Annotated in this window: 21 protein-coding genes; 7 read left to right on the forward strand and 14 right to left on the reverse strand. The window is 33.4% G+C overall.

Annotated features, from left to right (window positions below):
* Positions 1-8: 8 nt before the first annotated feature.
* The 14 genes from rpoN to HRU50_RS08130 form a co-directional block, all read right to left on the reverse strand.
* Complete coding sequence (gene rpoN, locus HRU50_RS08065; protein ID WP_296349986.1) at positions 9-1472, reverse strand: RNA polymerase factor sigma-54; 1464 nt, start codon at positions 1470-1472, stop codon at positions 9-11.
* Between the two features lie 71 nt (positions 1473-1543).
* On the reverse strand, positions 1544-2977 hold the full coding sequence (gene asnS / locus HRU50_RS08070) for an asparagine--tRNA ligase (RefSeq protein WP_296349988.1): 1434 nt from the start codon (positions 2975-2977) through the stop codon (positions 1544-1546).
* 86 nt (positions 2978-3063) lie between these two features.
* Entirely contained in the window at positions 3064-5466 is a 2403-nt protein-coding gene (locus HRU50_RS08075; protein WP_296349990.1) for an efflux RND transporter permease subunit, read from the reverse strand.
* Between the two features lie 77 nt (positions 5467-5543).
* Positions 5544-6824: a DUF5686 family protein gene (locus HRU50_RS08080; protein ID WP_296349992.1), complete on the reverse strand. Its 1281-nt coding sequence runs from the start codon at positions 6822-6824 to the stop codon at positions 5544-5546.
* A 71-nt stretch (positions 6825-6895) separates the two neighbouring features.
* Entirely contained in the window at positions 6896-7450 is a 555-nt protein-coding gene (gene frr, locus HRU50_RS08085) for a ribosome recycling factor (RefSeq protein WP_296349994.1), read from the reverse strand.
* 45 nt (positions 7451-7495) lie between these two features.
* Complete coding sequence (gene pyrH, locus HRU50_RS08090) at positions 7496-8203, reverse strand: UMP kinase (protein WP_296349996.1); 708 nt, start codon at positions 8201-8203, stop codon at positions 7496-7498.
* 129 nt (positions 8204-8332) lie between these two features.
* Positions 8333-9307, reverse strand: a complete 975-nt coding sequence (tsf, locus tag HRU50_RS08095; RefSeq protein ID WP_296349999.1) for a translation elongation factor Ts — start codon at positions 9305-9307, stop codon at positions 8333-8335.
* A gap of 84 nt (positions 9308-9391) precedes the next feature.
* On the reverse strand, positions 9392-10168 hold the full coding sequence (gene rpsB, locus HRU50_RS08100; RefSeq protein ID WP_296350001.1) for a 30S ribosomal protein S2: 777 nt from the start codon (positions 10166-10168) through the stop codon (positions 9392-9394).
* Between the two features lie 225 nt (positions 10169-10393).
* Entirely contained in the window at positions 10394-10780 is a 387-nt protein-coding gene (gene rpsI / locus HRU50_RS08105; RefSeq protein ID WP_296350004.1) for a 30S ribosomal protein S9, read from the reverse strand.
* Positions 10780-11235 carry a 50S ribosomal protein L13 gene (gene rplM / locus HRU50_RS08110; protein ID WP_296350007.1) on the reverse strand — a complete coding sequence of 152 codons (456 nt, stop codon included), beginning with the start codon at positions 11233-11235 and terminating at the stop codon, positions 10780-10782. The genes rpsI and rplM overlap by 1 nt, the downstream gene beginning before the upstream one ends.
* Positions 11236-11389: 154 nt before the next feature.
* On the reverse strand, positions 11390-11758 hold the full coding sequence (locus HRU50_RS08115) for a DUF2200 domain-containing protein (RefSeq protein ID WP_296350009.1): 369 nt from the start codon (positions 11756-11758) through the stop codon (positions 11390-11392).
* A gap of 36 nt (positions 11759-11794) precedes the next feature.
* Positions 11795-12754: an L-threonylcarbamoyladenylate synthase gene (locus tag HRU50_RS08120; RefSeq protein ID WP_296350011.1), complete on the reverse strand. Its 960-nt coding sequence runs from the start codon at positions 12752-12754 to the stop codon at positions 11795-11797.
* A 10-nt stretch (positions 12755-12764) separates the two neighbouring features.
* The gene (locus HRU50_RS08125; RefSeq protein WP_296350013.1) at positions 12765-13478 is read right to left on the reverse strand and encodes a hypothetical protein; all 714 of its coding nucleotides are present in this window, start codon (positions 13476-13478) and stop codon (positions 12765-12767) included.
* 5 nt (positions 13479-13483) lie between these two features.
* Positions 13484-14026 carry a sigma-70 family RNA polymerase sigma factor gene (locus HRU50_RS08130; RefSeq protein WP_296350014.1) on the reverse strand — a complete coding sequence of 181 codons (543 nt, stop codon included), beginning with the start codon at positions 14024-14026 and terminating at the stop codon, positions 13484-13486.
* A 122-nt stretch (positions 14027-14148) separates the two neighbouring features.
* Between HRU50_RS08130 and HRU50_RS08135 the strand changes: the two genes are divergently transcribed.
* From HRU50_RS08135 to HRU50_RS08165, 7 genes are all read left to right on the forward strand, one after another.
* On the forward strand, positions 14149-15543 hold the full coding sequence (locus tag HRU50_RS08135; protein WP_296350015.1) for a DUF4412 domain-containing protein: 1395 nt from the start codon (positions 14149-14151) through the stop codon (positions 15541-15543).
* 27 nt (positions 15544-15570) lie between these two features.
* Positions 15571-17775, forward strand: a complete 2205-nt coding sequence (locus tag HRU50_RS08140; RefSeq protein ID WP_296350017.1) for a T9SS type A sorting domain-containing protein — start codon at positions 15571-15573, stop codon at positions 17773-17775.
* A gap of 12 nt (positions 17776-17787) precedes the next feature.
* The gene (locus HRU50_RS08145) at positions 17788-18429 is read left to right on the forward strand and encodes a hypothetical protein (protein ID WP_296350018.1); all 642 of its coding nucleotides are present in this window, start codon (positions 17788-17790) and stop codon (positions 18427-18429) included.
* Between the two features lie 11 nt (positions 18430-18440).
* Positions 18441-19028 carry a hypothetical protein gene (locus tag HRU50_RS08150; protein WP_296350020.1) on the forward strand — a complete coding sequence of 196 codons (588 nt, stop codon included), beginning with the start codon at positions 18441-18443 and terminating at the stop codon, positions 19026-19028.
* A 2-nt stretch (positions 19029-19030) separates the two neighbouring features.
* Positions 19031-19564 carry a hypothetical protein gene (locus tag HRU50_RS08155; RefSeq protein ID WP_296350023.1) on the forward strand — a complete coding sequence of 178 codons (534 nt, stop codon included), beginning with the start codon at positions 19031-19033 and terminating at the stop codon, positions 19562-19564.
* Between the two features lie 11 nt (positions 19565-19575).
* Positions 19576-20886: a hypothetical protein gene (locus HRU50_RS08160; protein WP_296350025.1), complete on the forward strand. Its 1311-nt coding sequence runs from the start codon at positions 19576-19578 to the stop codon at positions 20884-20886.
* 115 nt (positions 20887-21001) lie between these two features.
* On the forward strand, positions 21002-23785 hold the full coding sequence (locus HRU50_RS08165; RefSeq protein ID WP_296350027.1) for a CHAT domain-containing protein: 2784 nt from the start codon (positions 21002-21004) through the stop codon (positions 23783-23785).
* Positions 23786-23797 lie beyond the last annotated feature (12 nt).

Consider the following 23797-nt stretch of genomic DNA (forward strand, 5'->3'; position numbering starts at 1 on the left):
AAGCGGTGTTATATTTTCTTTCTTAATCTCGCAACAGGAATATCTAATTGCTCTCTATATTTAGCCACAGTTCTCCTAGCAATTGGATATCCTTTTTCCTTCAAAATTTTAGAAAGCGCTTCGTCTGTTAAGGGTTTCTTTTTATTTTCCTCTTCAATTACTGTTTCAAGAATTTTTTTAATTTCTCGCGTAGAAACTTCCTCACCTTGGTCGTTAGTCATAGACTCAGAGAAGAATTCTTTAATCAATTTTGTACCGTATGGTGTATCTACATACTTACTGTTGGCAACACGAGATATTGTTGAAACATCCATATCTATTTCATCTGCAATATCCTTAAGAATCATTGGTCTTAGCTTGCGTTCATCACCAGTTAAGAAGTACTCTTTTTGATATTCCATAATGGCACTCATAGTAACGAACAACGTTTGTTGACGTTGTCTTACTGCTTCAATAAACCATTTGGCAGCATCTAACTTTTGTTTTATGAATAATACAGCATCTTTTTGAGCTTTAGACTTTTCTTTACTGTCTTTGTAGCCTTTTAGCATGTTGTTGTATTCTCTAGATACATGCAGTTCTGGTGCATTACGACCATTAAGCGTCAATTCTAATTCACCTTCAACAATTTTTATTGCAAAATCAGGAACAACATGCTCAATAATTCTGTTATTACCAGCATAAGAACCACCAGGTTTTGGGTTGAGTCGTTCAATTTCTTCAATAGCATCTTTGAGTTGCTCTTCATCAATGCTGAATTTCTGCATTAACTTTTTATAGTGTTTCTTGGTAAACTGTTCAAATGCTTTGTCAATGATTGCACAAGCAAGCTCAACATCTGGGTTTTGTTCTTTTCTATGTAGTTGTATACTTAGACATTCTTGTAAATCTCGTGCTGCTACACCTGCAGGGTCTAATTGCTGAACTATCTTTAGTACTTTCTCAACTTCTTCCTCATCTGTGTAAACATTTTGAGTGAATGCTAAATCATCTGTTATATCCGAAAGAGAGCGTCTTATATAACCACTTTCATCAACACTACCAACCAAGAAATTCGCAATTTCTTCTTCTTGTTCAGTAAGTCTGAAAGTATTTAATTGGTTAACGAGGTGTTGCGTAAATGAAGTTCCTGAGGCATAAGGAATGCTCTTTTCCTCATCGTCAGAACTATAATTGTTGGCCTGTGTACGATATTCTGGTATTTCATCATCACTTAGATATTCATCAACATTTATATCGTCTGCGTCTATTGTTTCATTATCATTAAAATCATCGGCACTATTATCAAACTCATCTAGATTTTCATTGTCACCAGAGTCTTTACCAGTATCTAAAGCTGGATTTTCTTCTAATTCTTGTTTTAGGCGTTGTTCAAAAGCTTGGGTTGGCAATTGAATTAACTTCATCAACTGAATCTGTTGAGGTGATAATTTTTGTGAGAGTTTAAATTGTAGGTATTGTTTTAATGCCATTCTTTAATTTTGAGGTTTAAATTTACAAAAAAACCTACAAGGAATTTAGCCTTGCAGGTTTTGTTTTTATCTTAAAACTCTGCGTTTTGTGGTGTTCTTGGATAAGGAATAACATCTCTAATATTACTCATTCCGGTAGCAAACATGACTAAGCGTTCAAAACCTAGTCCAAATCCTGAGTGAACTGCTGTTCCGAATTTACGCAAATCTAAATACCACCATAGTTCTTCTTCAGGAATATCTAAAGCTTTCATTTTCTCTTTAAGCACTTCCAAACGCTCTTCACGCTGAGAACCTCCAACCATTTCACCAATGCCTGGGAATAAGATATCCATTGCTCTTACTGTTTTTCCGTCTTCATTCAAACGCATATAAAACGCCTTGATATTAGCAGGATAATCAAACAAGATTACAGGACACTTAAAGTGTTTTTCAACTAAATAGCGCTCATGCTCGCTTTGTAAATCTGCGCCCCATTCTTCAATGATATAGTTGAATTTCTTCTTTTTGTTTGGTTTAGAATTTCTAAGGATATCAATTGCTTCAGTATAGCTTACACGCATAAAATTGTTATCCACTACAAACTTAATTTTATCAATTAAGTTCATTGGACTACGTTGTGCTTGCGGCAATTTCTTTTCTTCGTCTGCTAAACGCTTATCTAAAAATTCTAAATCTTCTCTATTATGCTCTAAAACATAGTTAAGAACCGATTTCATAAAATCTTCTGCCAAATCCATGTTGCCATCTAAATCCATAAAAGCAACCTCTGGCTCTATCATCCAAAACTCAGCTAAGTGTCTTGTGGTATTTGAGTTTTCTGCTCTAAACGTTGGTCCGAAAGTATATACTTTACCAAGAGACATGGCGTAAGTTTCAGCTTCTAGCTGTCCAGAAACGGTAAGATTTGTTTCTTTTCCGAAGAAATCTTCTTTGTAATCAACCTCAGCTTCTTCTGTTAAACTAGGCTTTTTAGCATCTAAAGTGGTTACTCTAAATGTTTCACCAGCACCTTCAGCATCACTACCAGTAATAATTGGCGTGTGCATGTTGTAGAAACCGTTTTCTGTAAAATATTTATGAATAGCAAACGATAACGAAGAACGTAAACGCATAACAGCGCTAAATGTACTTGTACGAGTTCTTAAATGTGCATTCTCTCTAAGAAATTCAAACGTGTGTTTTTTTGGTTGAATAGGATATTCTTCAGGGTCTGAATCTCCAAGAATCTCAATTGAGTTTACTTGAATTTCAACCTTTTGACCTTTTCCTTGACTTTCTACCAATTCACCTTTAATACATACAGCAGCACCAGTTGTAATGCGCTTTAGTATAGCTTCATCTGTATTTTCAAAATCTACAACACACTGAATATTATTAATCGTAGAACCATCATTAAGAGCAATAAAACGATTAGCTCTAAATGTTCTTACCCAACCTTTAATCTCAACCTCTTGTAAGGTGATATCATCCGATAATAATTGTGCGACTGTTCGATTTGTCATAGTTCAAAAAATTTAAAGTGCAAAGATAATATTTGTGTAGAGTTAGCAAGAGGTAGAACAAAAAAATAGTAACTTAATACAATGTCTTATTTGTCATTACCATTATCATCTTCCTCTTCTTCAGGTATAATATTGATACTTGGTTCTCTAAGTACTTCTTTATTTGCGATATTTCTTTCTAATGAAAGCAATAATGATGGAAGTAACAGTAAGTTAGACAACATTGCAAATAGGAGTGTTATGGAAACTAAAGCACCTAAAGCGACAGTACCACCAAAACTTGAAATGGTAAATACCGAGAAACCAAAGAAAAGTACAATTGAAGTATAGAACATACTAACACCTGTTTCTCTTAATGCAGCGTATACGGATTTGCGAATTTTCCAGTGGTTTGCCTGAAGCTCTTGCCTGTATTTTGCTAAGAAGTGAATAGTATCATCTACAGAAATACCAAAGGCGATACTAAAGACTAATATTGTTGATGGTTTTATTGGTACACCAACATAGCCCATTAATCCCGCAGTAACTAAAAGAGGTAGTAGGTTAGGGATTAAGGATACTATTATCATTCTAAAGGAACGAAACAAATACGCCATAAACAACGAGATTAAGAATATGGCTAGGGTTAAAGAAATAACCAAGTTTTTTACCAAGTAATTCGTTCCTTTTTGAAAAACCAATGCTTTCCCAGTCATGGTAACTTCATATTTTTCATCAGGGAAGAGCTTGTCTATCTTCTGTTGAAGATTTTCTTGGATACGTTCCATTTTGTCCGTGCCAATATCCTTCATAAAAGTTGTGATGCGTGCATATTGTCCGGTACTATCAACAAAACTTTTAAGTAAGTCAACATCTGAAGAAGAGTTTTTTGTATACGAAAAAATAAAACTCTTTTCTTGGCTTGTAGGTAGCTGGTAATACTTTGGGTTGCCGTTGTAGTATGCTTGTTTGCTGTATTTCACTAGACTAACTACAGAAATTGGTCTTGATAATTCTGGGATTTCATCTATCAATTCTTCAAGCTCATTGATACGTTTAAGGGTTCCCAATTTCATAACACCTTTTTTACGTTTGGTGTTAACCATTATTTCTAATGGCATAATACCATTAAACTCTTCTTCAAAAAAACGAATATCTTTAAAGAATGGTTTGTCTTGTGGCATATCTTCAATAAGACTTCCAGATATTTTTATCTGGTTAATACCAATCATACTCACTATTATCAGTAAAAGACCAGAAGCGTAAATGGTAATCTTTCTATGTTTTACCATATGTTCCATCCAATCTACAAAACCACCTATCCAACGTTTATTAAGGTGCTCTAAATGCCTATCCTTTGGAAACGGTAAGAACGTGTAAATAATAGGAATTATTAGTAAGCAAAGAATAAATATGGCTAGTATACTTAACGATGCAACAATACCAAACTCTTTAAGTAATTTACTTTCGGTTAGGATAAATGTCGCAAAACCAGAAGCAGTAGTAACGTTGGTCATTAATGTAGCATTACCAACCTTTGTAATAACGCGCTGAAGCGATTTTACTTTATTACCATGAGACTTTACTTCATGTTGGTATTTGTTGATTAAGAAGATACAATTTGGTATTCCAATAACAATAATTAGAGGTGGAATTAAGGCTGTTAAAACTGTGATTTCGTATCCAAGTAAACCAAGTATACCAAAAGTCCACATTACACCAATACACACAACAATTAATGATATAAAAGTAGCTCTAAACGACCTAAAGAAAAGGAAAAATATTAGCGATGTCACAAGTAATGCAGCACCAATAAAAATTGGAATTTCGTCAACAATATTCTGTGAGTTTAGTGTTCTTATATACGGCATACCAGACACCCGAACATCGAGACCAGTATTCTTTTCAAATACTTCAACTCTAAATTGCAATTCATCAATGATAAAGTCTTTTCTTGCCGAGGTATTAACTATATCTTTCTTCAGATATATTGCTGTTCTTATCGTTTTGGTTTCAGCATTGAATAAGAAATTATCGTAAAAAGGGTATTTTTTGAATAATTCATCTTGCAACTTCTCAATCTCTTCAATACTTGAAACAGAGTCCTTTATAAACGGTTCTAAATCAAATTGTTGTTTTTGATTGTTTTTTGTAAGTTTTTGGAGGTCTTTAATTGAGATGACTGTTTCAACTTCATCATCAAATTTAAAGGATTCAGCGAGTTCGTTCCAGGCATTAAGTTGATTAACAGTAAACAGCGTCGAATCTTTAACACCTATAACGATGAGATTTCCTTCTTCACCAAAAACTTCTAAGAAATCATTGTAAGTAAGATTTACCTCGTGATTGTCTGGTAACATATTCGCTTCTGTATAGGTAAAACGCATATGTTTCCATTGCATACTAAGGAAAATAGTTGCCGCGATAATAGCAATTAAAATAGGAATTTTTGTGCGCAGAATAAATCGTGCCACAGCTTCCCAAAATCCTTTAGTTAATAATTTAAACATACCTACTCAGAAATGAGCGGCAAAGGTAGAAAAAACCTAAGGATTAGCTAAGGAATTAACACTATTATAATATGACGTTATATGGAAAGATTAAAAGTGAATTTAAACGCCATATTATCCTCAAGATTTGGTAAATGATAAGCCCCATATCTATAAGCAAAACTTAGTCCAAAGCCAAAAATTAATTTGTTGATTTCTATCCCAGATTCTGAATACAAATGATTTAAAGTATTGAAGTTTATGCCTTGATGTCTATTAATACTTTTCATATCACCCAAGGCATATCTAGAAATTAAAACTAATTGAGGTTTAAATCTTTCGGTAATGTTAAATGGTTTGAAAAAGTGTTTAAGTTGTAATGTTGAGAATTTATCACTGAAAAATTCATTGAAGTACATGGTTTCAAAGCTGTTTAAACCAGCAACTGAGAACCGTTGTAAAATGGTTTGTTTATTGATGTTATTCGGGTATGCATGATATAAATGCGTCAATGGGACTTCACCATCTGCAATGCCGGCGACAAGTGTAATGTTTGTTTTTGATGAATTCTTATGATTAAATTGATGAACCGTTCGAAAGTCTAACTTTGAAAATTTAAAGTCACTCCCTAAGACAGACCTGAAACCTTGAGTGGCTTGTAAAGTAAATTTTGGATAACCATTTTTGGTCTCTACAATACGACTATCTTTCAATTCAAATTTACTAAAAGGACTCCATTGCAGACTTAATTTTGCTGTGCCAATATTGAAATTGTCAAAAGATTTACCATCAAAGATATAGTTGTAGTTATAAAGCGGTGTAATTGCGCTTGAAGCAAACTCTGTTTCTGAAAGTAGTCTATTGGTCAACTTATGTTCTATTGATAAGGCCTTTGTTATATGTCTATGAAATAAATCAATATTAAGTAGTCTTGGTTCAAAAAACGTAAAAAAACGTTTATCAGTTAAAAAGTTTGAGCTTCCTGACTCTTGTAAATCGTCGGTATAAGATAGATTTACCCAAGTATTGGTTTTTTCGTTTATTCTAAAACCAGTACCAACTCCAAACTTTACTCTTTTATCTACGAAACCGTATGCCGTGTAAGCGTTAATCCTGTATTTTTTAGAAAAATTCTCGTTTGTGATTCCACCTAATCCTGTTCTAAATCCTTCGTATTGATTGAATTTGATAAGGTATCGTAAATCAAAATCGAAATATTTAAATGGAAGGTAGCCGTTTCCTATACTTTTAATGAATTCAGTCTTTCGTATAGAATCTTGAGCGGTTCTTGCAGAATCTTTTTGCTTTTCAGTCAGCTCTTGAGCAGTACCATTTGTTGATAAGCAGAGTAAAATAACAACAAATAGTTTTTTTAGCATTAGAGTTTTAAGTTTTGATTAAAAAAAACATCCCAATTTTGGGATGTTATCTATTCTGATTAGATAAATGACTATACTGTCATAATCTCTTTTTCCTTAACGTCGAGAATACCATCTATGGTTTTAACGTAAGAATCAGTAAGTTCTTGTATATCAATTTCTGCGTTACTTTTGAAATCTTCAGAAACATCGGTTTTCTTAATCTCATTCATTGCCTCTTTACGAGCATTTCTAACACCAACCTTAGCATCCTCAGACTCTGATTTAGCTTGTTTTGCTAAATCTTTACGTCTTTCTTCAGTTAATGGTGGGACATTGATAATAATAGTTTCTCCATTATTCATTGGGTTAAAACCAAGGTTTGCAATCATTATACCACGCTCAATTTCTTGAAGCATACTTTTCTCCCATGGTTGAACTGATATTGTACGACCATCTGGTGTGTTGACATTTGCAACCTGATTCAATGGAGTTTGCGAACCATAATAATCTACCATTACGCTTCCGAGCATTGCTGGACTAGCTTTACCAGCTCTAATGTTAACAAGTTGCTTCTCTAAATGTTTTACAGCGGCATCCATGGCCTCTTTTGCTGTATCAATAATAAATTGAATGTCTTCGTCCATTGTCTTATAATTTTATTTGAGGTCAACAAAAGTTGAGCCAAATATTTATATGTTTACTTCAGTACCTATATTTTCTCCAGAAACCACTTTAAGTAAGTTTCCTTTTTTATTCATATCAAATACAATGATAGGTAATTCGTTTTCTTGACTTAGAGTAAAAGCTGTTGTGTCCATTACTTTTAAGCCTTTTCTTAAAACGTCATCAAAGGAAATTTGATCAAACTTAACGGCTGTGCTGTCTTTTTCAGGATCTGCCGTGTAAATACCATCTACACGAGTACCTTTTAAAATAACATCAGCTTCAACTTCTATGGCTCTTAATACAGCAGCTGAATCTGTTGTGAAATAAGGATTACCTGTACCAGCACCAAATATAACAACACGTCCTTTATTTAAATGACTAATTGCTTTTCTTCTAATGAAGGGCTCAGCAACCTCATTCATCTTAATGGCCGTTTGTAAGCGCGTTTTAATCCCAGTATTTTCCAAAGCATTTTGTAGTGCCAAGCCGTTAATTACGGTTGCTAGCATGCCCATATGGTCACCTTGTACACGATCCATACCATTCATTGCACCAGCCACACCTCTAAATATGTTTCCTCCACCAATTACAATGGCAACTTCAACACCAAGGTCAGTAATTTCTTTAATATCTTGAGCATATTCAGCTAAGCGATCAGGATCTATTCCGTACTGGCGACTTCCCATTAGGGCTTCACCAGATAATTTTAAAAGTATTCTTTTGTATTTCATTGTGGAGTTTAAAAGCTGTAGCAAAACTAAACAATTATTAGCATCTGTAAAAGTGAAAGTTCCGTTAACTAAAAGCACAAAAAAAGCCTCTCAATCAGAGAGGCTTTTACTTAATATAAAATTATAGGTTTATCCTACAGTCGCTCTTTTAAAAGCTGTTACTTCAACTTCACCATAAGTCTTAACATACTCACCAACAGTTTTCTTTTCGTCTTTGATAAACTTCTGATCTAATAAACATTGTTCTTGATCTAAAGTTGTGTTATCAGAGATGAAACGATCCATTTTCCCTGGTAAAATTCTGTCCCAAATTTGTTCTGGCTTACCTTCAGCTTTTAATTCAGCTTTAGCAGCTTCTTCTGCTTCTGCTAAAACTTCTGGAGTTAATTGTTGCATAGATACATACTTAGGTACATTCTTTAATGTTTTACCTAAACGACCTAATTCGATATTATCTTTTTCAATTACAGCGATACGAGCTTCAGTTTCTGACGCAACATACGCAGGATCGAAATCTTTATATGTTAATGAAGTAGCACCCATTGAAGCTACTTGCATAGCAACATCTTTAACTAATACTTCAGCGTTATCTACTTTTGCAGACAAACCGACTAAAGCAGCAATTTTATTGATGTGTACATAAGCACCAACGAAGGGAGCTTCCAATTTTTCAAATGCAGTGATGTCTAATTTTTCACCGATAACACCAGTTTGCTCAATTAATTTTTCAGAAACTGTCATTCCACCAAAATCTGAAGCTAAAAATTCTTCTTTAGTGCCAAAGTTGATAGCAGCATCAGCTAACTCATTAGCTAATTTTACGAAATCAGCATTTTTACCGACGAAGTCAGTTTCGCAACCTAAAACGATAGCAACACCAGCAGTGTTGTCAGCGTTTAATTTAGCAACAGCAGCACCTTCAGAAGAATCCCTGTCAGCTCTCTTTTCTGCTACTTTTTGACCTTTTTTACGTAAAACTTCGATGGCTTTATCAAAATCACCACCAGCTTCAACTAAAGCTTTTTTACAATCCATCATTCCAGCACCTGTAGCTTTTCTCAGCTTGTTTACTTCTGCTGCTGTAATTTTTACTGTATTTTCCATGTTTTTAAATTTAAAAAAGTCGAATAATTAATTTTCTACAAAGAAAAGAACTAAACGACTTTTGAATATTTTCTAAATGTTATTTTATTCTTCTTCTTGAACTGCAACAACTGGTTCAGCTTTTTTAGCTGGCTTTGCTTCAGCTTTAGCTTCTTTACCTGCTGCGCGGTCTGCTTTTCTTTCGTTTAATCCATCTTCTATTGCAGAAGAAACGATAGATAAAACTTTGTTTATAGATTTAGAAGCATCATCATTTGCTGGGATAACATAATCTACCTGACGTGGGTCAGAGTTAGTATCTACCATTGCAAAGATTGGAATGTTTAATTTCTGAGCTTCTTTAATTGCGATATGCTCACGCTTAATATCAACCACGAATAAAGCACCTGGTAAACGTGTCATATCAGAAATAGAACCTAAGTTCTTTTCTAATTTAGCACGTTGACGATCTACTTGTAAACGTTCTTTTTTAGATAAAGAGTTGAATGTTCCATCTTTCTTCATTCTATCAATAGAAGCCATTTTCTTTACAGCTTTTCTAATAGTAACGAAGTTAGTTAACATTCCACCTGGCCAACGCTCAGTAATATATGGTTGGTTAACAGCACCTGCTTTTTCAGCAACGATGTCTTTAGCTTGTTTTTTAGTAGCTACGAATAAGATTTTCTTACCTGATGCAGCAATTTTACTTAATGCAGCACAAGTCTCTTCAATTTTAGCAGCTGTTTTGTAAAGGTTGATAATATGGATACCATTACGCTCCATATAGATGTAAGGAGCCATGTTTGGATCCCATTTACGTGTTAGGTGGCCGAAGTGTACACCTGCGTCTAGTAGTTCTTTCACTTCTACTTTTTCCATTTTTGTAATAGTTTACGTTCTGTTGAATTAGCAATGCGCTTTTTTAGCTTTTGGCTCTTTTGCCGTAGGCTGTTAGCTCATTTAGATGCTAAACTAAATCCTCACACACTAAGTGTGATGGACAACAATAACTGGTTTAAATTTGCTGAACTTTTCAGCGGTTTCAATAAAATAAAGAAATCCAGAATCTGATTGAACAGATTCTGAATTAAATGTTGTTGGATATTAACGTTTAGAGAACTGGAATTTCTTACGCGCTTTCTTCTGACCGAATTTCTTACGCTCTACCATTCTTGGATCTCTTGTTAATAGACCTTCTGGCTTTAATATTGCTCTGTTTTCAGCATCTACTTCGCACATTGCACGAGATAATGCTAAACGTATAGCTTCCGCCTGGCCGGTGATACCACCTCCATATACGTTTACAGTAATATCAAAGTTGCCATCATTGTTAGTCATGGTTAATGGTTGCTTCACTTTGTACTGCAATGGAGCAGTAGTGAAGTAGTCCGCCATGTCTTTTTTGTTCACTGTAATGTTACCATTTCCTTGAGCAACATACACACGAGCAACAGCCGTCTTTCTACGGCCAATTTTGTGAATTACTTCCATTAGTTAAATTCGTTTAAGTTAATTGTTTTTGGTTTTTGAGCTTCATGACCGTGCTCAGTACCAGCAACAACAGTTAGGTTACGGAATAATTGTGCTCCTAATTTGTTTTTAGGCAACATTCCTTTTACTGACTTTTCTACTAATCTTGTTGGGTCTTTTTCAAACATCTCAGTAGCAGTCAGACTTCTTTGTCCACCTGGATAACCTGTGTGACGGATATAACTTTTTTCCGTCCACTTGTTACCAGTTAAGTTGATTTTTTCTGCGTTTACAACAATTACGTTATCACCGCAATCAACGTGTGGCGTAAAGTTAGGTTTGTGCTTACCTCTTAAAAGTATTGCTACTTGTGAAGCAAAGCGACCTAAAGTTTGTCCTTCAGCATCAACTAAAACCCACTCTTTATTTACAGTAGATTTGTTAGCAGAAACTGTTTTGTAGCTTAATGTATCCACACTAATTTGATTTATTTTGTACCACTTTGGTACAATTGATTAAACATTCCTCTTCCAAAAAAGAGGTTGCAAATTTACGATAACTTATTGAATTGACAAGCTTTGTGTGTGGTTTTTTTGGTAGCTGTTCGAAATAGAGAATTAGATGGCAAAATTAACTTGATCTAAGTATTTTTTCCATTTTTCTGCCTTTAGCTAATTCATCTACAAGTTTATCTAAATATCTTACTTCACGTGTAAGTTGATAATCAATGTCTTCAATTCTATATCCACAAATAATACCTTTAATTAAGTGTGCATTTGGATTGAGGTTTGCCTTTTCAAAAAATTCTTGAAATGTGATTTGGTCATCAATATGTTTTTGAATCGCCACATTATCAAATCCAGTAAGCCAATGGATTACTTCATAAAGTTCTTCTAATGTTCTTCCCTTTTTTTCGATTTTGGTAACATAATGAGGGTACACTGAAGAGAATTTCATTTTGGAGATGCGTTCATTATGCTCTGATGTAACAGTCGGCATAGAAAATTGAAATAGTTAGACCTTATAAATATACAATTAAGATTTTGAAGCACGCAGCAATCTATCATTAATTGATTTTCCTAAACCATAATCTGGTAGTTTTTCGGCAATGATGATATCTAACTCTTGTTTGTCTAGTTGATGTAAAGCGTCATATAATTTTGAAGCTGCTTCTTCTAGGTTATTGTGTTCTGACAAAACAATTTTGAAGTCAATAACATCATCATCTAGAAAATCATTATATGTTAACAGACCAATTCTTAAATTTTTATGTGCTTCAATTGAATCAATAAGGTTACCAGTTAAAATGGTTTTTGTTGTTGGTGCATAATGACGCTCTAACATTCCTGGTGCATCTGGCGCGACTTCTTTTTTATTTTTAATTTCAATTTTGCCAACTACTTCTTCAATCGCTTCAATAGATGTTGAACCCAAACGATAAATAATTGGTTCGCCATTTTCGAAACCAATAATGGTTGATTCTATGCCTCGTTCACAAGAACCACCTTCAAGTACCATTTTAATAGCATCTTTAAAATAATTTTCAACATGTTGCGCAGTTGTTGGACTAATACGATTAAAAGGATTAGCACTTGGTGCAGCCAACGGAAAGTCTAATTCGCTCAATAATTTTAATGTAACAGGATGATTAGGCATTCTCATAGCAACAGTATCTTTTCCAGCAGTTATTAAATCTGGTATGGTAGCTTTCTTTTTTAAAACTAAAGTAATTGGTCCAGGCCAAAATGCATCGGCTAATAATTGTGCTTTTTTCGGAATGTCTTCAACTATAGTTTCTAGGTATTCAACAGAAGGAATATGAACAATTAAAGGATTAAATAATGGGCGTTGTTTGGTTTCAAAAATAGCTTTTATGGCTTTTTCTGAATAAATATTTCCTGCTAAACCATAAACAGTTTCTGTTGGAATTGCAACTAAGTCTTCATTACTTAAAAGTTTAACCGCTTTTGATATGTCTGTTGAAATGATAGACATTGTCGTACTTCTATAATTTTTTCAAAAGTACTTTTCTTTCTTTAGATTTAAATGAAGAATTTGAATTATCTAAAATTTGAAGATAAGATTTAGCGGATTCAAACTGCTCCTTTTTTATAGAAATAAGTGCAGAATACCATAAGGTTTCCGCTATATAATCAAACTCTAATGATTCTAATACATTTAGTTCACTTAATGCCTCGTCATATTTTTGGCTATTAAGTAAAGACATGGCATAATAGAATCTGAAATTAGGATTAGTTTCTTTTTCTAAAAGCGCTTTAAATCCTTCAGAAGACTTTTCAAAATTGTTACTTTCATAAGCCTGAAAGACGTTATTAGACGCGTTGTCATTATCTCCTCTTACAACTGGTTGTTCTACGTTGGGATAAATTTCAAAATAGCTATTGTAGAGATCGGAAGATGATGGTTTCATGAGCATTGGAATACACAAACCAATAACAAGAACTGCGGCCGCTACATAATATATATACTGTTTCTTATACCATGGTAAAGCAATATCAGCTTCACTTGCCTCAATATTTTTAAGAAAGTCTTTAAGTTCATCAGCCTCATTTATTTTAAAGGCTTTCTGTAAATTAGAATATTCTTCAAATTCTAACTTAAAGTCACTATCATTCTCTAGCAAGCTTGAAAACTCCTTCTCTTCCTGAGGTGTTAAAACTTCTTTAAAATATTTTTGTATTAAGTCTTCCTTCTTCATTGCTATTAACTTCTAACCATAGATTTTAGGCGCTTCATGCATCTCGATTTATGACTTTTTACAGTATTAGCATCTTTATAATTGGTATGTTCTACAATTTCACTTACTGTAAGATTTCTATAATAGTATAATCTGAGAAGCTCTTTACAACTGTCCGAGATATTTTTTAATAATTCGGACAGTTGTTTCTGATAATAATTTAAATCATCAGCGTCCACTTTAATTTCTTCAAAATCTTCCACCTCATTTACAATTTTGAGGTGTTTATTACTCTTTTTTAATACGTTATAAATTTTATGTTTTCCAATACCAAAAAGATAGGTTTTAACACTACTATCCTTTAATTCTAATTTTTTCACAGTAAAGTTCTGATACATTGCTATTACTGCGTCCTGATAAATATCTAAAGTTTCATTTGTGTTTATCTGAAACCGTTTACTATAGTTTAAGAACTCACTCTTGTATGATTTATAAACAAGCTCAAGTGCAGACTTGTCGTCTGCTCTAAGTCTTTGTTGCAAATCATCTTCATGAATTTCTTTCACCATTTAGTTTTCTGAAGTCTTGAAAGGTTAACAGTAGTTCATAACAAATATAATTTTTTTTGGCATGCTGTTAACCTTTTCTTCTGCGCTGATACCAAAGAGTGTTAATCTATTAAATCTCAATTATGAAAATTCAGAAAGCACTCGTCCTATTTATGATCGCTTTATTTAGTGCGAATTCTGCTCAAGCACAATTATTTAAGCGATTAAAGGATAAAGCAAAACAAAAACTAGAACGTTCAGTAGAAGAAGCTGTAGAAAAAGAAATAGATAGTTTTTCATTAGAAAAGAAAAAAACTAAGAAAGAGAAAAGACGTGAGAAAAAATCTAACAGCGAACAAATAACTTCAAAGGGCACTTCGGGTTCTGCTGTATTAAAGCACACCCACAAATACGGAAATTATCCGATAGATGAGTTTGGCAAGGCAAAGTTGGAAAGAACAAATTCGGGTGTGAAAATTTTTGGTTCATGGGTCACTCATGCTGCTGACATCCATGACGGCTATGTATTAGATATTCCTAATGGAAATGCATTGTTATTTAAGGATGATCAGCCAATACTAGAACAAATCACATTTAAAATTCCAGAAGAAGCAACACTTAAACTGTCATACGATCCTTTTTGGGAACCAGAATTAGAGGATGAGAATGGATTCTCTTCTGCTGTAACAAGAGATTACCAAACTTATGATATAGAATCTGGTGAAGTAATAATAGATGTTGTAAGTAAAGGAAATGTACAGTTCTCATTTACTGGTGCTATGCAATTAGAAACAAGAATAAAAAATCAGAACAATACTGAGCAAGAATATACATCTTCATTTATGTCGAGCAGCATATCAGGTGCTATTGATGTTGGACCTGTTCAGTTTTTTGATAATAGAATGCGAAAAGAAACAAATGAAGAAACGCAGGTTATAAATCTACCATCATTAGATAATAATGCGGCAATACCTGGCATTTATAATTTCACTTTTAAGACTGATGTAAAACTAACCAATTTAGATGAAAATGAGACATACCAAATATCCTATTTGCTAAACCCTGAAGCCAAATATATAGGCATGATGGCAGACATGTCAGAGTTTAGTGAAGAAGAAATGAATGGTGAATCTTTAATAGTTATGGATGGCGAAGATGTACACATTTTTGTTGAAGCTGAAGGCATGAAAATGAGAATGTCTCAAGGTATGATGGGAGGACAACAAATGCAGAATCCTGCTGAGGAAATGGCCAATTACGATTATACAAATCTTAAAAAAACAGGCAATACAAAATCAATACTTGGTGCAGAATGTCATGAATACGTTATGTCAGATAATAATGTAAGTATTGAGTTATGGGTGGCACCCGAAGTTACGTTACCTAATTGGTTTATTCAAAACACAGAGGTATTGAATGGTCATATTATGGAATATACAATAACATCAAACGAAGGTAATATGAGAAGTGAGACCATTGCTATTAATGATCATATTAATAAAACAATCAATCCGAAGGAATACAAAAAGATGTTTTAGACATAAGAACTAACTAAAAAAAATACAATGAACAAAAATATTTTATTCGCAATTCTGGTTTTAAACTTAACTATTGGTTTTTCACAAACTTTTAGTATACCAGATCCAAACTTTGAGCAGGCTTTAATAGATTTAAATTTAGATAATACTTCACCGTCAGACGAAATAGATGGTGTCATGAGTTCTAGTGTAGCAGCAAATGTTACCAACTTAAATATTTCTGGCAAGAATATTTCAGACTTATCTGGGATCGGGAACTTTATAAATCTTGAAAGGCTTTTTGTTGAGAACAATAATTTAACAACCGCCAATTTTTCAAACAATTTAGCCTTAGAAAGACTTACCATATACAATAACAATCTTACAACATTAGATTTAAGTAATCACAGTTCATTAGAACGTCTGTATTGTCAATCTAATCAAATCACTTCTTTAGTGCTGCCAACTAATTCTTCTTTACAACGATTAGAGTGTCAATTTAATAATCTTTCAACAATTGATTTGTCTAGTTCGGTCTTATTGGACGATATTAAGATGCAGCATAACAATTTTACGGTTATAGATTTTAGCAGTAACACTTTAATAGAGAAAATAGATGCTTTTAATAATCAATTAACTTCAGTTAACCTTGATAATTGTGATATCATTGAGGATATAAATTTTAGAAATAATCAGCTTACCAGTTTAGTTTTAGAAGACAGACCTGAGCTGTTAAAAATAAATTTAGAATTCAATGATTTAAGCAGCCTAACAGTAAAGAATGTAAAATCTTCAGCCTGGAATTTTTATATCACATTACTGAATAATCCAAATTTAACCTGTGTAGCAGTTAGTGACCCAACAGACAGCGAGAATGATTGGGTAAATGTAGATTCTCAAGTATTTTTTAGTTTAGATTGTAACGCCTCAACAGTAGCAATTTTAGACCCAAATTTTGAACAAGCTCTGATAGATTTAGGGATTGACTCAGATGGCACAATAAATGGAGAATTGTTGGCGACAGATGCCTTAGGTGTAACGGATTTAGATGTTAATAGTTATAATATTTCTGATCTTACAGGTATTGAATTTTTTACAGACTTAGAAGTACTAACTGCATTTAACAATAATCTTTCTTCGGTTGACTTAAGTCAAAACACAGGGTTAACAACAATTCTTTTGGCCTTAAATAATCTTACGGAAATAGACTTATCATCTCATCCAAATCTGATTAGTCTAAGTTTAAATGATAACAGTATTTCTACAATTGACTTCTCAAATAATTTGCAATTGCAGCAAGTGTTTCTGAATAATAATTTGCTTTCAGAGATAGACGTAGATATGTTATCTAACCTTGCCAATTTAGGGGTGTCAGGTAACACTATCGTAGAGTTAGACTTATCAAACAATACTTCACTGCAAACCTTATTTTGCCAAGACAACAATTTGGTAAATCTGAATGTTCAAAATGGGAATAATACTAATGTTACCAATTTTGAAGCAGAAAATAATTCCAATTTAACTTGTATTCAAGTAGATGATATTAGTTATAGTACAGTTAATTGGACATTGATAGATTCACAGTCTTTCTTTGGTTTAGATTGTGCACCAAGTAACGATGGCTGTAATGAAGCAACGCCATTAGACTTAGGTATTGTTGTTACTGGGACAACGCAGAGTGCAACTTCAAGTGGATTAAGTCCAAGTTGCCAACAGAATGGCATCATTTTAATAGATGTATGGTACGAGTTTGAAGCACCATCGTCAGGAAGCATTACAGTTGTGGCAAATAGTGTCTTAAGTTCTATTAAAGTTGCAATCTATGATGACTGCGCTAACGGTACACCAATTGCTTGCGACAGTGCTGGTATCGTTGTTAATAACCTGAACCCTGGTCAGACTTATTATGCACAAGTGTGGGTTGAAGCTTCGGTTGGTGGACGCTCTCAAGATACACTGGTTGGAGATTTTGACATTCAAGTTGCAGATAGTTCTACACTATCTGTCGAGGAAAACTTAGTACAAGAGGTGCAACTGTTTCCTAATCCTGCGTCTTCTCAAGTAACTATTAAGACACATTCTGGCATTGATACTATTTCAATTTTTGATGTTGCGGGTAAAGAAGTACTTCAAGTTTCTGCAATTAATCAAAACGATTATGTACTAAATGTACAATCCTTAAGTAAGGGTATTTATCTGCTGCAAATACATGGTCAAAATGTGGTAATGAATAAAAGACTATTAATCAAATAACACTAAAAAATTATGAAACTAAAAAAAATAGTAATGCTAGGTGCATTAGCCATGGTATTGGTCTCTTGTTTAGGGGACAGAAAAGCAATGGATATTGCAGAGATGGGAGATACAAGTTTTGTTAATAAAAACTTTAAAGGAAATCTCATCAGCTATGATAAAAATAGAAGTGCATGCGAGCAATTGTCAATATCGGCTCTAGCCAATTTTTATGAGGTGTCAGAAGATAAGATTCACATCATGGATAATAAAAATTCTGATCGTTTTCGTAAGGATATGGAGCCACAATGTAGCATCTATATTGAGACCAGTGAAAATGATTATGAATGGTTGCGTGGTTCAATTTCTGTATTCAGAGAAATCGGTAAAGATGAGATGATGGGAGAGATTGCCGAAGCCACAGGAGCTGGAGAAAATTGGGAAGAAGCTTGGGCGCTTCAAAAATCAATGTCTGAATCGGCAGAGTGGATAGAAAATTTAGGTATGGCAGCTGTATGGAACGGAAATAAGTCCGAACTCAAAATAAAGTTTGAAGGTTATACACTTACCGTTTATCCGTCGACAAACAAGTTGAATAAAGAAGAAGTTGCTAAAAACCGAGATTATAAAAAAGCAGCACTATTAATCGCTAAAGCTGCAGGTTACATCAATTAAACCAACTAAAAATGAAACATTTAAAATATACACTTGTGTTTGTGAGCATTTTATTAACCTCTTGTTTTGGGGATAAAAACACAATTGTTGGCGAAGAACTTGGTTCTGAACTAGCTGAGAACAAATCTTTTTCTGGAAATAAATATAGTTTTAAAGACTTACCTGACAATCTGGGAGATCTAATTAGTATGGATGAGGTGAAACGGCAATATAAGGGTGCAAATGTAACCGAAGCAAAAGTAGATCAAGTTAGACGTTTTGGCGGTAAATATTGCGATTTTATGATTCTTTTCGATTCTTCAATGGCATCTAGTTATTCTAAAGGATTTCTATCTGTTGTAGAAGATTTTCAAGGCGACTCTGATTGGCAAGAACAATGGCAGTTTAAGCTAACATCATTAAAATCTGCAGAATCTGTAAGTAATTTAGGTAAAGCAGCAATATGGATAGGTAAAAAGCGTAAGCTTGAGGTAAAGATGGATGGATACACTATTCTCTTAGAAGTGCCAGCCATAAATGGTATTAATGACCCCAATGCCAAACAGCACGATTATAAAACTACAGCCATTAACATTATTAAAAACTCAAAATTCTTTTAAACATGAAATTCAATTCTTTAACATTATTAATATTGCTATTTGCATTTGTAACTCTCAATGCGCAAAGCGTTAGCGGCAAACTAACTTTAAACGAAAAATCTGAAACAACACTCAAACTCAAAACAAACTCAGCGGTACAGTTATTTAAGGACTTTAAAACAGGTAAATATCAACTGCAATTTAGTTTTGATGGTGAGGATTTACCAACAAACGTTTATAACGAAAAGATTGTATTCTTCGAGTTTATAACTACTATAAAAAAGGACGGTGAGCTTGTTAAAAATGTTATTCGAAAGCAACCAATACCTTATTTTCCAGGAGATATGGGTATTCCTGCAGAAGCTTTTGATTTTGTAGGATTACTAGCAAGTAACCCTATTGAAGATGAGGACCCATCTGAGCAAATGATTGGCACAATGCCAGAAGGTAAATACCAAATAGAATTAGCAATAAAACCTATTGGTTTAGAAGGTGAAATAGAGTCTTTAACAATCAACTTTATTCTCAGAAAGCGACCAGGAAGAACAAAATACTAAAACAAAACACAATGAAAACTAAACTCATACTAACAGCTACTTTATTATTAGTAGCAATTACAATTAATGCCCAAACCTTTGTCAAAGTTGGTGGTAAGGCAACAGACATTACCATGAGTCCTAAAGATGGTGCTGTTTATGTGGTGAATGCTTCGGGCAATATTAAAAAGTATAATTCCAGAACAAAGAAATTTACACCGCATGGCAAACAGTCGAAAAATGCGAAATCAGTTACAGTACACTCAAATGGTAGTGTTTATATTACCTCAACATTAGACGAAGTTTATATAGATGTTAATGGCAGATGGAATAAAATACCCGGTATTAAAACCAAAGAGATTGATATTGATAAAAATGGAAATATAAGAGCTTTAGATGCTTCGGGTAAATTGAAAAAGCTATTTCAAGGTAGGTGGAAAGACCAAACGGCAGCAAATAAAAATTCAGCTAGCTTTAATCAGGTGATTGGTAGAGATTCTAAGGTGCTGTATGCACGCTTTAAGGATAATGCGTTTAAGGAATTTAAGAATGCAAGATGGAACAACTTAAATGGAAAACCACTTAAAATTACAATGGATGATAAGACCGGTAAAGTCTATGCGGTTGGAAGAAATAAAGGTATTTATGAATGGAAGAGTAGCACTAATAAGTGGGTCTTACTAAAAAATACTAGAAAAGACTTTAAAGACGTGGCGGTCTACAATGGCAAAATTTGGGCAATAGGTACGGATAAGTCTATTTATTATTATGATAAAGATGGTACTTCTCAAAATAACACTACAAGTAATTATAGTGGCACTTACAGATTTACCTTAACAAGAATTTTAACCTATTCACCAGAGCAGGCAATGATTAGTAAGGGAATTGATGTTTATGGTACTATTGGTATTCATTTAGAGGCGAAAGATGGAAGCACAACTATAAAAGAGTCACCGATAGGTGGAAAGACCAATAGGATTTGGGATGTTAGTAAGAATCGGCCATGGCATTTTGATTCTAAGTATTGGAAGAAAATGAGATCTGTGAATGCTGAGACTACCAACGGCGATGTACAGTCCTATAAATATTACGGTGAAATGGAGGTTGATAAGATAAGAGAATTCAAAATAAAGCCTATCAATAGTAACAAAAATTATGTTTTTGATATTCAGAGCAATATTACTCAAAAGTTAGTAGCTGGTGAGTTAAAGTTTAATTTCCAAAGACTTAAAATACCATTTATTAAATTGGATTTAAACAAAGAAAGGTTCTTTACTTTTAAAGGCGGCAAATATCCAGGTACCTATATTTTTATTGGTTACAAAATAGAAAAGACCAATTAATTATTCATAAAAATAATCATGACGCTACTTATTTCTAGGTAGCGTCTTTTTCATTTATAAATACCTTCTAAGTTCTTATAAATTAATTATCTTGATGATTTAAAACTAACTATCTATGCATCAGTGTGTAAAAGCCTTACTCTCTTTAGTTGTTATTTTTCAATTCTTCTCTTTTATAAACGCTCAAGAATATCAATATCCAAGTGATTATGCGGCTTCACTTATTGGTAAAAATCAACTAGAAGAAGCAGTCTCCTTTTGTAACAAGGCAATTTCTGAAGAAGTGCTCAAAAAACCTATGGATAGCATTGAAGTTGCATTTTTGCATGTCTACCTATCAAGAGCGTATTCTCAACAGTCTGGTGAAGCGAATTATTTAGCAGCCATAAAAGCTTCAGAAGCTGGAATAACGTATTGTCCTAATTCAGATGATGGAATCTCACAGAAGGCGAGAATGTATAATGATAAAGCCTTATATGAGTTTAATACTAATCTTCAGTATCGTTCGTTTCAGTCGAATCTTAAAGCTCTTGAGCTTTTTGAGTCAGTGAAAAAGCCAGACTATAACTATATGATTAATATTTATATAGATATGTCTAGAACTTCTGTTTACAACGGAAATATAGAGGAAGCAAAACGTCTATTGCGCCAAGGTGAACGACTATATGCTAGACATAAAGCCATTGTAGATAAACAAAGAAATTACTCAACTATTGGTAGAATAGCCAGTTATGAATTTTTGCTGCCCTACAATAAAATTTATCAATTAACAGAATTAGGACAATCGCGTAAGGATAGTATTGCTATTTTAAAATCGTTAAAAAAAATAGAAGAACTATCTAAGAAGGAAGATTTTTTAATTGGTGGTGAAGGAATGTATGTTACAGTATCTCTTAATGAAGTAGCAGATTGGATTGCTACAAGAAATTCTGAAGAATCTACCTCTATTACAGAATTTAATGAGGCCTTAAGTTTGGTGAATCGCGCTATAGGTTTAGTAGAGCAAGAAGAGTATGGTGGTGTTAATTTTTTGTATGTTTTTAAGTATAATCGTAGTAAATTCTTGATGATGTTAAATCGTTTTCAAGATGCACTATTAGCTATAGATGAGGTTATACAAACAACTCCTTTTACTAGTGTCAACACGCCTACTTTTTTCGCACAAAAAGGTCGTATAAGAGCACGTCAGAAGGCCAAGGATAGCGCGCTACATAATTTTCAAATTGCCATTCAAAATATACATCAAGGTAAAGATTCTTTAAATTCAGATTTCAGCAATTTCAAACCTAGTAATGTTTTTAAGCACAACGAAGTTTTACACACCATTGCAGAGGATTTAACCAAGAACTTTCCGCAAGATGAGTCTGTTAAGAAAATGGTTGCCCAGATATATAAAATTGGATTATTGCAGTTTGAAGCGTCCTACGATAAGCGAAAATATAACAAACGACAGGATTTATATTTAAGACGAATTTTTAACGGATTAATTAAAACCAAGGGTTGGGGTTATAATGAAGATATTCTTTATCCAAACCTATTAAACCGTTATGAAACTATAAAAAACACCTTGGTGTGGACAGAATTCTATCAAAATAGAAAAACAGGTAACTTAGAAGGTTTAGAGACGTTACTTTCAGAAAAACGAATCCTATTAACCGCAATTGCCGAGGCACAAAATGATAATAATATAAAAGTTCAGGATTCTTTACAGACGCTTTTAGAGCTATCGGAATATAAATTAAATAATGCATATCCTAACGCTAATTTACTAAGTGAGATAAATTTTGAGGTTAATGAGTTGCAGCAAGAATTAACTGATAAACAATGTGTTTTAAAATATATTCTACTAGAAGAAGAACTCGCAATAATTAAAATTACTAAAGATAAAATAGATATAGTCTTATCAGATTGGAATTATGATAATTTAGTTGAAAGTTTACGATTAGCAACTATTAATAATAAGCAAGAAGAGCGAGATGAGTTGTCAACGCAATTAGGTAAAGTGATAATTCCTAAAATTGATGACGATTGCACTTCTCTTATTATTAATCCGGATGGTGTCTTAACACAATTACCTTGGGAATTGATTAAAATAGATGGGCGATATTTAATTGAAGATTATGATATCCATTACACATCAAATTTAGGATTTGTGTTTCCTAAGACTAAAACAAATAACCAGAAAGAGTTATTGGCTATTTACACACCAAATTATCCTGAATCTAATGAGAAATTTGTCACTCGCAGTGCACCTGTTTTTTTAGAAGGAGCTCAAAATGAAGCGCGTTTAATAAGTAATTATTTTACATCAGAAATATACAAAGACAACCTTTCAAAAACGCTTTTTAAAGAGACAGCACCTAATGCTAGTTTATTGCATCTAGCGATGCATGCTGAAATTAATACGATTAATTCAGGTCTTAACAGATTACTTTTTGACGATGATTCAGATTCGGATAAAAACTTAAGTTTAGAAGAGATATATGGTATGAAATTGAGTGCCAATTTAGCGGTTTTAAGTGCTTGTAATACCGGTTTTGGTAATGATAATGACGGTAGAGGTATGGAGTCTTTTCAGAGGGCATTTACTTTTGCTGGTGTTCCAGCAACGGTAGCCAGTCTTTGGGAAGTGCCAGATATGGCAACAAAAGAAATCATGGTAGGTTTCTATGAAAACTTAAAAAAAGGACAGACTAAAGCTGATGCCTTAAGAAAAGCCAAGTTAAACTACATTGAAAATCATAACGGTACAAAACTCTCTCAACCTTATTATTGGGCAGGTTTTGTATTGTATGGTGATGATTCACCAGTAGTCGATAGTAGTAATACTTGGATTTGGTTACTTTCAATTTTAGTACTAATAGTTCTTACAGTTTTCCTTTTTAAAAGATCTAATTAATACACTTCAAAA

The organism is Winogradskyella sp., from assembly GCF_013213835.1.
In the GTDB taxonomy this organism is placed as follows: Bacteria; Bacteroidota; Bacteroidia; order Flavobacteriales; family Flavobacteriaceae; genus Winogradskyella.